The organism is Sodalis glossinidius str. 'morsitans', from assembly GCF_000010085.1.
GTDB classification, from domain to species: Bacteria; Pseudomonadota; Gammaproteobacteria; order Enterobacterales; family Enterobacteriaceae; genus Sodalis; species Sodalis glossinidius.
The window spans coordinates 324,127-337,634 of sequence record NC_007712.1; the positions used below are offsets into that span (position 1 = coordinate 324,127).

The following is a 13,508-nucleotide window of genomic DNA, read 5'->3' on the forward strand; positions in this document are numbered from 1 at the left end:
TAAGGCCAGCCAACTTCATCGTTTGCTTGCCTTAAAACGGCGGGCAATGTTTCATCTCACCTCTTAGAGCTGTCACATACCCGAACTGAATTTTCTCAGCGTGCGGGTTACTTGAACCGTGCTTAGACGGGTTATGTTTATGTTATTGCTTATCCCTCAACGCCATCATCTATTTCCTCCGGGTTTTCCGCGTGTGATTTTGCTGCGTAAATAACGCGCGCCTGAAAAGAAAACCTGTTTTACGCCATACATGAGGAAAACGTTATGGTATGGACTTCCTTTATCCTGCATTTGTCGCTGGCGGCACTGCTGGGCGCTATTATCGGCGCTAAGCGTCAGTGTGGCGCTCGCGCATGGTCGGCTTGCGCACTAACACCTTGGTAGCCACCGGTGCGGCGATTTTTATTATGAGTTCGCTCGGTACGGCCGCCGATAATCTAGCCCGCATCGCATCGCATCGCAGATCGTGTCCGGCGTCGGATTTTTAGGCGCCGGCGTCATCATGCGTCAGGGAATGAATATCTCGGTCCTCAATTCCGCGGCGACGCTCTGGTGTTCCGCCGCCGTTGGCCTGCTTGCTGTGCGGACTGGGTCAATTTGCCAATGCCTGCGTCGCGACGCTGGTGCTGCTGTGCGCCAACATTCTGCTGCGTGAAGCGGCCCAACGCATCAATATGCAGCCGAAAGCGCCGGATAACGATGTCGAGCAACGTTTCCGCATTCGCATCGTTTGCGGCAGCGATGATGAGATTCTGGTGCGTACGCTTATTTTGCAGGCGGTAAATCACGTCGCCCTGCGGTTGCAGGCGTTGCACAGTTCCGATATCGCCCGTCCAGGCCATCTGGAAGTGAACGCGGATATTTTGGCCTACCCGCTGCGCAAAAAGACATCGAAAACATGGTTTGCTGCATCAGCCTGGAAAAAAGCGTCAGCGTGGTTAACTGGTCTATCGCACTCCCCCAATCCGATTGATGAGCAGGAGAAAACAATGAACGAACCCCCATTCAGGCGACGGGCGGGAAAGGCAGTGTGATTCCAGGAGAGCAATACCCTTGTAATCCCCGCAGCGAATTCCCTCTGCCCGCCTCCTGAATTCCGATTTTGCATGGTCCGCTTCCCTTTATCGCAAAAACGGGCCGAGCGTCCATTTTGATGACTGCGAGGAATTGGCAATGAAAATGACACACGCCAAATTAGCCACCGCCCGTGAACTGGCTATTGCCAGCGCGCTGTCGCAGAGCCTAGATACCACCCTTGAGCGCCTGGATACCCAGCGCAGCGGATTAACCGACGATGAAGCGGAACAACGTTTACTCCACTACGGTAAAAATCGGGTGGCGACGGAAAAGGCGCAGCCGGCGCTAATTCAACTGCTGGGCGCCTTTAACAATCCCTTTATTTGGGTACTCATGGTGCTGGCGGCCATCAGTTTTGTTACCGATTATTGGCTACCGCTGCGCCGGGGTGAAGAGACCGATATCACCGGCGTTGCCATTATGCTGTTAATGGTGACATTGAGCGGTTTGCTGCGCTTCTGGCAGGAATATCGCACCAACAAATCCGCGGAAATGCTGAAAACGCTGGTGCGCACTACGGCCATGGTTATCCGCCGTGCGTCGCCCTCGGCCCATCCGGAAAAGCAGGAGATCGCGCTGGAGGATGTCGTACCGGGAGACATTATTTTCCTGTCCGCCGGCGATATGGTGCCCGCGGATGTGCGTTTACTGAAATCGCGCGATCTGTTTGTCAGCCAGACGGCGTTAAGCGGCGAAGCGATTCCCGTTGAAGAGTATGACCTGCTCGCCAACGTTAGCGCCAAGACAATCGCTGAGTCCCGCGAAGACGGCGATTTGCTTAGCCAGCCTGGGAATCTGCCTGATGGGCACTAATGTCGCCAGCGGTAGCGCGAGCGAGGTCGTGGTGGCGACAGGACAGGTTATACCTGGTTTGGTTCGCTGGCGAAATAGGTGGTCGGGCGCCGGCCGCAGACTACCTTCGATCGCGGCGTTAATAGCGTAAGTTGGTTACTGATCCGCTTCATGCTTGTCATGGTGCCTATTGTGCTGTTCCTGAACGGGTTCACCAAGGGCTGATTGGACCGATGCGCTGCTGTTTGCGTTAGCGGTAGGATTAACGCCGGAAATGTTGCCGATGATCGTCAGTTCCAATCTGGCGAAAGGGGCGATTGCCATGTCGCACCGTAAAGTGGTGGTCAAGCGTCTGAACGCCATCCAAAACTTCGGCTCCATGAATGTACTGTGTACCGAAAACCGGAACATTGACCCGGTATGAAATCATCCTTGAGCAGCATCTGGATCTCTATGGTCACAATGACGATCGGGTGCTGCAAATGGCCTGGCTGAATAGTCATCATCAGAGCGGAATCAAGAATCTGATGGACCGGGCCATCATCCACTTCGGCGGCGATAATCCTGCCATAGCCGGTTTGCAGCGTTATCGTAAAATCGATGAGTTGCCGTTTGATTTTGAACGCCATCGCTTATCCATCGTCGTGGCCGATGAAAACGGTCAGCAAACGCTGATTTGCAAGGGGGCGGTGGATGAAATGCTGGCGGTCTCACGCTATTGGATGGAAGGTGATACGCGGCGGGAGTTGGATCAGGCGGCGCGTGCGCACTGGCAGCAGCAGGTAGAACAATACAATCAACAGGGATTTCGCGTGCTGCTGGTGGCCAAGCGCCATTTGGACGAAGGCGCGCTGACCGCACCTTTGTGCGCAGACGATGAACGTGATCTGGTCATTTTGGGGCTGCTGACATTCCTGGATCCGCCGAAAGAAAGCGCCGCCGAGGCTATTCGGGCGCTGCAGGAGAATGGTGTGTCGGTGAAGGTACTGACCGGCGATAACGCGGTGATAACCGGCAAAATTTGCCGTGATGTCGGTCTGACGCCGAGAACGCCGCTTTGTGGCGGGGATATCGCCCGGCTTGATGATGATGATGAACTGGCGTGCGCCGTGGAAACCACTACCGTATTTTGTCGCCTGACGCCGCAACAGAAATCCCGCGTGGTGCAGGCGCTGCAGCGAAATGCGCATACCGTCGGCTTTTTGGGCGATGGTATCAATGATACGCCGGCATTGCACTATTCGGATATCGGTATCTCGGTGGATAGCGCCGCCGATATCGCCAAGGAGTCTGCTGATATCATTTTGCTGGAAAAAAAACTGCTGGTGTTAGAGAAGGGGTTATCAAAGGCCGGGAAACCTTTGGCAATATCATCAAATACTTGAACATGACTGCCAGCTCTAATTTCGGCAATGTCTTTTCGGTTCTGATCGCCAGCGCGTTCCTTCCGTTTCTGCCGATGTTGGCAATCCATCTATTGATACAGAATCTGATGTACGACATTTCCCAACTGGCGCTGCCGTGGGACAAGATGGACAAGGCGTTTTTACGCCAGCCGCGCAAATGGGATGCCAAAAACATCGGGCGCTTCATGTTGTGGATGTGGCCCACGTCGTCCATTTTTGATATTGCGACGTTCTGGCTCATGTGGCAAGTGTTTGGCGCCAATTCGGCGGCGCATCAGTCGTTGTTCCAGTCCGGTTGGTTCATCGAGGGACTGTTGTCGCAAACGCTGGTGGTGCATATGTTGCGCACGCAGAAAATTCCGTTTATTCAGAGCCGCGACGCGTTGCCGGTAATGCTGATGACGCTTCTGATCATGGCGGCGGGCATCGCTATTCCCTTCTCGCCGCTGGGCGAGGCGGTAGGGCTGGTACCGTTGCCCTGGCAGTATTTCCCGTGGTTGGTCGCCATCCTGCTGGGTTACTGTCTGCTGGCGCAAGGTGTGAAGCAGCTGTATATCCGCCGTTTCGGCCGCTAGTTCTGAGGGAGGGATTGACGGTGAAAAAGCAAAAGGTGGATGGCCTTATCGTGCTGTATTTTCTTGGGCTGTTAATCGTGACCCACGGTCTGATTATCTTGCAGCATATGCGCTGATAACGACCGCGGCGTGGCGGTCTGACATCGGGATCCCTTGCCGATATGCGCTGCGGCCGTCCTGGCGGCCGTGATTTCACCGACCAAACCGGCCGTTTCATAGGCCGGTATTTGCGCTGGCTCCCCTTGGCCCTCGTTCAAGCTCACGGTCGGAAATGGGAATATCATCCCAAGCCTGATGACACGGGTTTACCGGCCCTGACCCGTCAAACAGGCTGGCAAAGATCACTTTAAGGTGGCCCGAAAGCGGTTTCCCCGTGGCGCTGGCGATATTCTTTCGGGGTGGTATCAAAGGCTTTTTTGAACACTAGATAGAAATACTGTAGCGAGGGATAGCCGCACATTTGCGACACCTCATTGATCGTCAATGAGGTGGAGGTCAGCAAATTGCGGGCGCTGTTAAGCCGCTCTTGATGGATCATATTATGAATAGTGTTACCGGTTTCATCCTTGAAGCGTTTCTCTAGATTCGAGTGTGACATCCCCACCGCATCCAGCACCTGTTCGACTTTAATGCCTTTGCAGGCATTGTAACGGATGTAATGCATGGCCTGTATCACCGCCGGATCGTTGAGCGAACGGAAATCCGTCGAGCGGCGCTCCACCACGCGGACCGGCGGTACCTTGATCCGCGCCAGAGGCAGTTGGGCATTATTCAGTAATTGATGCAGCAGCTTCGCCGCCTGATACCCCATTTGGCACGTGCCCTGGGCTACCGAGGACAGCGGCACTCGCGACAGACATCGGGCCAGCTCCTCATTGTTGATGCCGATAACGCATAGCGTTTCCGGCACCGCGATGTTGAGATGTTCGCAAACCTGCAATAAATGGCGGGTGCGGGCATCGGTGACGGCGATGATTCCGGTCTGCGGCGGCAGCGACTGTACCCAGTTCGCAAGTCTGTTCTGCGCATGCTGCCAATTGTCGGCGGTGGTTTCCAACCCCTGATAGTATTTGGTCGGTTCTTGGGGTTTGGGTTCAATCAATAGCGCGCCCTGAAAACCAATTTTATGTTTGTGTTCCACCACCATGCGCATAAAGCGGCCGATTTGTTCTCTTTCCTGACGCAAATCGGTATTGAGCAGCGTTTCGTAGCCTTCGCGTCCGCCCCCAGAGCACGTAATTCTCGCCGCTCAGCGATTTGGTCGCTTCCATGGCGCCGTTGACCTGCGCCGCCGCCCAGGCGAAAACCGCCGGATCGGGATTGGTCGCGGCGCCGGCGCCGTAGCGCGGATGGCTGAAACAATTGGCAGTGCCCCACAGCAGTTTGACGCGGTTGGCTGCTGTTTTTGCGCCAGCACGTCGGTCATCGCCGCCAGATTATGACGGTAATCGGCAAGGGAATTGCCCTCCGGCGAGACGTCCACATCATGAAAACAGTAATAGGGCACGCCGAGCTTAGCAAAGAATTCAAATGCGACATCCGCCTTCAGCTGCGCCATCACCAGCGCATCCCCCTGGCCTTGCCACGGACGCGCGAAAGCGCCGGTGCCGAACATATCGGTCCCACCCCAGCAGAAGCTGTGCCAGTAACAGACCGCCAGCCGCAGGTGATCCTCCATCCGTTTTCCCAGCACCCGTTCATCGGCGTTGTAATGGCGGTAGGCGAAGCGATTGGTGCTGTGCGGACCCTCGTAACGGATTTTGTCAATTTTGTCGAAATAATGGGACATGATTCGGCTCCTGGTAAACCCTGTGGTGAGGATATGGAAAGGAAGAGGACGACGCGACAGACCCATGAGGTCCGCAGGCGTTAACCTTTGGTTGCCAATATTGTGGTAATAAACGCCGGCGTGGATCAATTATGTTATTTCACAACGTCATTCATGAAATTATTAATTGTGCGTAGGATCACGCCCGGATGAATAAAGCCGGCGTTTTCGTTGCGATGATGCTCTTGCGTTAAGAGGTATGAGAGGCAGGGGAAATAGGGCGTGGCTCACAATTTTTAACGTCTACGAAATTTTGTAATAGCATTGTGAAAATTTGCAATTGCCGGATCCACTACGGCAATGAATATTGAAGATGAAGATCGTCATTTCTTACCTGAATCGCCGTCCGCAATGACCTGGATCACGGCGTTGCCCGCGCAGCGTCGTCCGTCGCTGCGTCAATTCTGATAATAACATCATTAGGAATGAAAGATGAAACTCAACAACCTGCTTCTGACCGTCTGTGCAATAGGGGTACTTGCATGTCAACCTGCGTTGGCCAAACAATTGAAGATAGGTATGGCGGTGGACGACCTGCGTCTGGAGCGCTGGCAAAAAGACCGCGATATTTTCGTCAGTAAAGCGGAATTATTGGGCGCCAGCGTGTTTGTCCAGTCTGCTAACGGCAATGAAGAAACACAAATGTCGCAGGTAGAGAATATGATTAATTTCGGCATGGACGTTCTGGTCATTATTCCCTATAACGGCCAGGTGTTAACAAATGTTATCGCCGAAGCCAAACAGGAGGGAATTAAAGTGCGGGCCTACGACCGCATAATTAATAATGCCGATGTGGATTTTTATATCTCCTTCGATAATGAGCGGGTCGGGGAGTTACAGGCCAACAGTTTGGTCAAGCGGGTTCCGCAGGGCAATTACTTCCTCATGGGCGGATCGCCGGTAGACAATAACGCCAAATTATTCCGCGCCGGGCAAATGAATGTGCTCAAGCCGCTTATCGACAGCGGAAGAATCAAAGTGGTAGGCGATCAATGGGCCGACGGTTGGCTTCCGGAGAATGCGCTGAAAATTATGGAAAACGCATTAACTGCCAACAATAACCATATTGACGCGGTAGTGCCTCTAACGACGCGACGGCGGGCGGGGCTATCCAGGCGCTGGCGGCTCAGGGGCTGGTAGGGAAAGTTGCCATCTCCGGTTAGGATGCCGATCTGGCGGCTATCAAACGGATCCAGCAGGGCACCCAGACCATGACGGTGTATAAACCTATCAAGCAGTTGGCCAGCGAAGCGGCGGAGATCGCGGTCCAATTGGGGCAAGGGGAAACGCCGAAAAGTAATGCCAAATTGAATAATGGCCTGAAGGAGGTTCCCGCCTGGTTATTGACGCCGATTACGGTAGATAACACCAATATCGACAGCACCGTTATCGCGGATGGTTTCCACAGCCGTGACGAGCTGAAGTAACTTCTATATCCACCCTGTAGCATCGCAAGCGTCGGCACAGGTTCTGTCGCTGTGCGGGGAAAATGGCTCGGGGAAGTCCACGCTGATGAAGGTGCTGGCCGGCATCTATCCCTAAGGAAGCTTCGAGGGCGAAATCCTGTTCGGCGGCGAGCCGCTCAGGGCGCAGGGAATTCGCGATACCGAGCAAAAAGGTATTGCCATTATTCATCAGGAGCTAGCGCTGGTGAAGTCAATGACGGTGCGGGAATGTATGCGTGCTGCCTGCGAATGCTGGCGCAGGTAAAGCTGGATGTCGATCCTGATACCCCGGTGGGTGAATTGGGGCTGGGACAGCAGCAATTGGTGGAAATCGCCAAAGCGTTAAACAAGCAGGTGCGGCTGCTCATTCTGGATGAGCCGACCGCCTCGTTGACGGAAAAGGAAACCGCGCTATTACTGGCGATCATCAACGATTTGCGCAACCACGCTATCGCCTGTATTTATATTTCCCACAAGTTAAACGAAGTCAAGGCTATCTCTGATGTGATCGCGGTTATCCGCGATGGTAAACATATTGCGACGTGCCCGGCCGGGGAAATCAGCGAGGATCGGCTGATTACCCTGATGGTCGGCCGGGCGCTGACCGAGCTTTATCCGCGTGCGCCGCACACTCCCGGTAAGGAAATTTTACGTGTGGCGGGGCTCAACGCCTGGCATCCGATTAATCAGCATATCAAGCGGGTAGATAATGCCGGTTTTACGCTGCGGCAGGGGGAGATCCTGGGTATCGCCAGCCTGGTGGGGTCGGGACGCACGGAGATGATGCATCCTGGCCGCTGGGATGGTGACATTACCCTTAACAGCCGCAAGGTGCGTTTTTTAGCCACTGTCGGCAGGCGATGCGCCAGGGGCTCGCCATGGTGCCTGAGGATCGCAAAAAAGATGGCATCGTGCCGGTGATGGGAGTCGGCGCCAATATCACCCTGGCGGCGCTGGATCAATTCAGTGGCCCTTTAAGCGTGATAGACGGGTCGCAAGAGCAGCTGATGATCGATGATGCCCTCAAGCGTCTGAAGGTGAAAACCGCTTCGCCGACGCTGGCGATCGGCCGTCTGAGCGGCGGTAATCATCAAAAAGCGATTTTGGCCCGATGTTTATTGCTCAATCCACAAATCCTGATCCTCGACGAGCCGACGCGCGGCTCAATAAACAGTTCGTTTTCGATCGGCCGCTGAAAGATAAGGGCCGCATCAACCGCGATGTCAAAACCGCGATCGCCTGCTCCGCCGCCGCGCTGGTGAACGACGGCGATACGATCATTCTCGACTCCGGCTCCACCAACAGTTTGATGACAGGGCCGCTGCAGGGCAAACGGGGGCTGGTGGTCATGACCAATGCGCTCAACATCGCCTATGCGTTGGCGGGCCGGGAGCACCTTGAATTGATGGTCATCGGCGGCAGCGTTCGCGGTCAGTCGTGGTCGCTAAGTGGCCCTACGGCCGAACAGCATATCCGGCAGTACCGGTTCGGCAAATTGTTTCTCGGCGTCGACGGGCTGGACCTGGCCTGCGGTATTACTACGCCCCATGCGGGGGAAGCACAGCTGAATCGCGCTATGTGCGACGTGTCGCGGGAGATTTATCGCCGTGGCCGATGCTAGCAAATTCGGCCGTACCAGTTTCTGCATGATCCGCGAAGTGGGTCAGATACATCGTCTTATCACCGACAGCGGGATCCCCGACCACTATTTGCGCGCCTTACGCGATCTCGGCGTTGAAGTCATTATCGCTGATCGTTAACCGCGTATTCCAGGAGTGCCAATGCAACAACTGATAGCACGAATTGAACGACACAAAGCGGGCGAGTCGGTGGGCATTTTCTCGGTGTGTTCCGCCCATCCCTGGGTGATCCGCGCCGCTTTAGCGCAGGCGGTACGACGTGGCGAACCTGTATTGATTGAAGCCACGTCTAACCAGGTCAATCAGTTCGGCGGCTATACCGGCATGACGCCGGCGCAATTTCGCGATGCGGTCTGGCATCAGGCGAATGAATGCGGGTTGCCGCGGTACAGGGTCTGGCTAGGGGGGGATCACCTGGGTCCTAACGCTTGGCAGGATCGACCGGTGGCGGAGGCGATGGCCCTGACCGAGACGTTGATTGACGATTATGTGGCGGTGGGCTTTCGTAAAATTCATCTTGATTGCTCAATGCGTTGCCAAGATGACTCGGCGCAGCTGGACTATGGACAGTTGTCGCAGCGCGCCGCCAGGCTATGCGCGGTGGTGGAACGGTGCTGGCGGCTGGATGGCGGCGAACCGCCGGTCTGCATCATTGGCACGGAAGTCCCGGTGCCCGGCGGCGCGCATGAAGCCCTTGACGGGTTAGCGATGACAACGCCGCAGGCGGTAGAACAGACGCTAAGTACCCACCGTCAGGCGTGGCGAGCGGCCGGTCTGGAGGCGGTGTGGCCGCGAGTTATCGAATTGGTGGTGCAACCGGGTGTGGAATTCGATCACCAAAGCGTAGAGCGCTATCGGCCTGAGCGCGACGCTGCGCTGAGCCGTTTTATCGAGCAATGGCCGCATATGGTTTATGAAGCGCACTCCACCGACTATCAGTCGCCGCAGATGTATCAGGAGTTAGTGCGCGATCACTTCGATATCCTCAAAGTCGGGCCTGCGCACTGTGTGAAGCGCTATTTGCGCTGGACCGCATTGAGCGGGAATGGCAAGGCGAGCATCGCGCGGCCCACCTTTGCGCCACCCTGGAGTAGGTAATGGGCGATCATCCCGGCTATTGGTAACGTTATTATCCCGGTATCCCCCAACAACAACAGTTGCACCGGCGCTACAGTCTGAGCGATCGGGTGCGATATTACTGGCCACGACCTGAGGTGGTGCAGGCGGTAGAGAGGCTTTTAGACAATCTGCGCGCCCACCCGGCGCTAATGACGCTGCTGAGTCAATATTTGCCGACCCAAGCGCGGGCGATGGCCGCGGGTCAGCTTTCCGCCGATCCACTTGACTGGGTCATGCACAAAATCGGCGAAGTGTTGGCCGATTATGCGGATGCCTGTCAGCCTTCATCAAGAAGCCCTAAACATGACTGAATTTTTTGGCTATTCTGCCGCCTGGCTAAGCGAGCATCAGGCGCAGCATACCGCCCGTGAAATCTCTGGCAGCAGCCTGCAATGTGGCGTGCGTTACACCAGCAATTGGCGGCGGACCGCCCACGCTGCAAGCGTTCCTGTCGCCCTTACTGGCAGACCCGCGTTTGCAGATCGTACTGACCGGCGCCGGCAGTTCGGCGTTTGCCGGTCGCGCTCTGGTGCCCTGGCTGCGTCAGCAGACCGGGCGCGATGTACAGGCTTACGGCACCACCGATATCGTTGCCCAACCGCACCACTATCTCGACCCGACGCGGCCGCTACTGTTGGTGTCATTTGCCCGTTCCGGCAACAGCCCCGAAAGCGTGGCCGCGGTAGCGTTGGCGGATCAGTGCGTGCCGGCCTGTCACCATCTGTTGCTGGTGTGCAATCCCGACAGCCAACTGTGCGACTGGGCCGCCGGTAAAGCCCATGTCTGCACACAGGTGATGCCCGAAGGAACGCACGATAAAGGAACGCACGATAAAAGCTTTGCCATGACCTCCAGCTTCAGCAGTATGCTCCTCGCCGGGCTGCTGCTGGGTCCGCAGGACATCACGCAGACTGCGGCGCCGCTGGCGCGAATGACCGACGAATGCCAACAGTTGTTAATACGCCGTCAGCCCCAGGTGAAAGCGCTGGCGGAAGAGGCGGCGCTAAAAATGCTTGAGCTGACCGCGGGCAAAGTCGCCACCCGTTACGATTCTTCGCTGGGGCTGCGCCACGGCCCGAAATTCATGATCGACGGTCAAACGCTCTTAGTGGCGTTGTTTTCCTCCGATCCTTATACCCGCCAATACGATCGGGACCTGTGGCAGGAATTGCGACACGATGGTGTCGCCGGCCGGCTGTGCGCCTTCAGCGGTGCCGGCGAAACCCTGCCGGAGGTGGAAGCGCTTTCTCAGGAAGACAACGATGCCTGGCTCATGTTCCCCTATTTACTGTTGTGCCAAATGTTGGCGTTTGAAACCTCGCTGGCACTGGGTATTACCCCCGATAACCCCAGCGGCAAAGTGAATCGAGTGGTGCAAGGTGTTTCTGTTTATCCCTATGCTGGCGCGCCTGCGCTCGCCCGTGGGCCTTCTGTAGAGGGGAGGACAGCATGTATCTGATTTCCAACCGCGAAATGTTGCACCATGCTCAGTGCTCGGGTTTCGCCGTGCCTGCTTTTAATGTTCACAACCTGGAAACGGTGCAAGTGGTCGCGGAAACGGCGGCCGAGTTACAGTCGCCGGTCATCATGGCCGGCACGCCGGGAACCTTCAGCTATGCCAGCACCGACTATCTGGTAGAGATCTGCCAGACTGCGGCACGGCGTTATAATCTCCCGCTGGCGCTGCACCACCTGGATCATCACGAGACGCTCGACGACATTAGCGCCAAAGTGCGTCAGGGCGTGCGGTCGGTAATGATTAATGGTTCACACCTGCCGTTTAAGCAGAACATTGCGCTGGTGCGCGTGCGGTGAAGCTCTGCCACCGTTATGGGGCCAGCGTCGAGGCGAAACTGGGCCGGCTCGGCGGTGCGGAAGATAACGTTGTGGTGGCCGAGGGCGATAGCTTCTTCACCGATCCGGCCGCAGCGGCGGAATTTGTCGAGGAAACCGGGATTGATTCGCTGGCGGTGGCGATCGGGTCAGCCCATGGCCTTTATCAAGGTGAGCCGAAGCTGGATTTCGCACGTCTCACGCAAATCAGCGAACAGGTGATTCTGCCGCTGGTGCTGCATGGCGCCTCGGGCATTCCTGAAGAGATGGTGCGGCGCAGTATCGGGCTGGGCATCTGTAAAGTCAACGTTGCCACCGATTTGAAAATTGCTTTCGCCGATGCGGTAAAGGCGTACTTCCAGACGCATCCCGACGCCAACGATCCCCGTAAATATATCTCGCCTGGCAAAATGGCGATGGTGCGTGAAAAAATGCGCATCTGCGGAGTATCGGCAAGTTGTAAGCCATTGCCCAAGCGGGCGCCGACAACGCCGGGCCAGACGTGAATTGGTGCCCGGCGTCCTGATACGCTCAAAAATGCACTAAGCTTTCTCAGACGTTTTGCGTTGTTTTCAACGTGCTGCGCTCGCAGGCGGAAACCGTTGCGCCGGTTTGACGCCCGTAGCACAGGAGTAGCGCGACCATCAACGGGAGCCAGCGCCGCGCGCCGGCGGAACGAATCACGGTCAGAAAACCCTGAGAGGCTTATGTATGCTTTACCGTCGCTTCGAGCGCATGATCGACATTTTCCAACCCGTGCCGTCATCGCCGCCGCCCAACCGACTGTTACCGTTTTATCTTTACTATCTGCGCCAGGTCTGGCCGAGCTTTGCCGCGCTCCTGATGGTGGGACTGATCGGCGCCCTGATCGAAGTGGCGTTGTTCGACTACCTGAGTTGCATCATCGATATGGTCAACACGACCCCTGCCGCCGGTTTCTTCAGCGCCCACGCGCCAGATTCTGATCTGGATGGCGGTAGGTCGCATTGCTATTGCGACCGGTGTTTATTGGTCTGCACGATTTGTTGATCCATCAAACGATCAACCCCGGCATGACCAGTATGATCACCTGGCAGAACCATAACAATATCCTCAAGCAAAGCCTGCATTTTTTCCAAAGCGATTTCTCGGGCCGCATCGCACAACGTATCATTCAGACCGGCAATGCCTTGCGTGATTCGGCGGTACAGGGGTAGATGCGCTGTGGCACGTGGTCATTTATGCCGTCACCTCGTTGGTGCTGTTGTCCCAGGCCGACTGGCGGCTGATGATCCCGCTTCTCGTCTGGATCCTGTGCTATATCCTCTGCCTGGCCTACTTTGTACCGCGGGTCAAGCGCCGTTCGGTGCAGTCTTCAGATGCCCGCTCCCACCTGATGGGGTGTATCGTCGATGGCTACACCAATATCACGACCCTGAAGTTGTTCGCCCATACCGATTTGGAACAACAGTACGCCCGCGAGGCGATAAGCGATCAGACCGACAAAAGCCGGCGCGCCGGGCGGATGGTCAGCAGTATGGACGTCACGATCACGACGTTGAACGGCTTATTGATTGTCAGCGCTACCGGACTGGCGCTGTGGCTGTGGAGTCATACGCTGATAAGCGTCGGCGCCATCGCCGTTGGCGACGGGGCTGATGATAAGTATTGTCACTAAGTTGTGAGTACTCAGTTAGCTTGCGTATTTGGCCGGCGAGAGCGGCGTAAATCCGCAATCATCTTCACTTTTTTATTTCATCACGCCAGAGGTAATATGTTATGATCGGTTGTGCCGCTGTAAAGCCGTCCCGCCG

General features: G+C 56.0%; 1 protein-coding gene and 10 pseudogenes. 9 read left to right on the plus strand and 2 right to left on the minus strand.

Going from position 1 to position 13,508, the window contains the following annotated elements:
• Positions 1-264: 264 nt before the first annotated feature.
• Together SGP1_RS01645 and mgtA are read left to right on the plus strand one after the other, a co-directional pair.
• Positions 265-973, plus strand: a pseudogene (locus SGP1_RS01645) (MgtC family protein).
• Positions 974-1,173: 200 nt separating this feature from the next.
• Positions 1,174-3,850, plus strand: a pseudogene (gene mgtA, locus SGP1_RS01650) (magnesium-translocating P-type ATPase).
• Between the two features lie 346 nt (positions 3,851-4,196).
• On the opposite strand, the pseudogene SGP1_RS36025 reads toward mgtA, so the two are convergent.
• A pseudogene (locus SGP1_RS36025) lies at positions 4,197-5,639 on the minus strand (substrate-binding domain-containing protein).
• 471 nt (positions 5,640-6,110) lie between these two features.
• On the opposite strand from SGP1_RS36025, the pseudogene xylF reads away from it, so the two are divergent.
• The 6 pseudogenes from xylF (at position 6,111) to SGP1_RS01695 (ending at position 12,221) form a co-directional block, all read left to right on the plus strand.
• A pseudogene (xylF, locus tag SGP1_RS01670) lies at positions 6,111-7,105 on the plus strand (D-xylose ABC transporter substrate-binding protein).
• Positions 7,106-7,136: 31 nt separating this feature from the next.
• Positions 7,137-8,286: pseudogene (locus SGP1_RS31840) on the plus strand (ATP-binding cassette domain-containing protein); the annotation flags it as partial.
• A pseudogene (gene agaR, locus SGP1_RS01680) lies at positions 8,280-8,883 on the plus strand (transcriptional repressor AgaR); the annotation flags it as partial. The pseudogenes SGP1_RS31840 and agaR, both read left to right, overlap by 7 nt.
• 21 nt (positions 8,884-8,904) lie before the next feature.
• Positions 8,905-10,193: pseudogene (locus SGP1_RS01685) on the plus strand (D-tagatose-bisphosphate aldolase, class II, non-catalytic subunit).
• Positions 10,186-11,341: pseudogene (locus SGP1_RS01690) on the plus strand (SIS domain-containing protein). The pseudogenes SGP1_RS01685 and SGP1_RS01690 overlap by 8 nt, the downstream one beginning before the upstream one ends.
• Positions 11,332-12,221, plus strand: a pseudogene (locus SGP1_RS01695) (tagatose-bisphosphate aldolase subunit GatY). The pseudogenes SGP1_RS01690 and SGP1_RS01695 overlap by 10 nt, the downstream one beginning before the upstream one ends.
• Positions 12,222-12,267: 46 nt before the next feature.
• Here the strand turns inward: SGP1_RS01695 and SGP1_RS34875 are convergent.
• A complete protein-coding gene (locus SGP1_RS34875) occupies positions 12,268-12,399 on the minus strand; it encodes a hypothetical protein (protein ID WP_279379429.1) in 132 nt (43 codons plus the stop codon).
• Between the two features lie 27 nt (positions 12,400-12,426).
• Between SGP1_RS34875 and SGP1_RS28960 the strand changes: the two are divergent.
• A pseudogene (locus SGP1_RS28960) lies at positions 12,427-13,367 on the plus strand (ABC transporter transmembrane domain-containing protein); the annotation flags it as partial.
• Positions 13,368-13,508 lie beyond the last annotated feature (141 nt).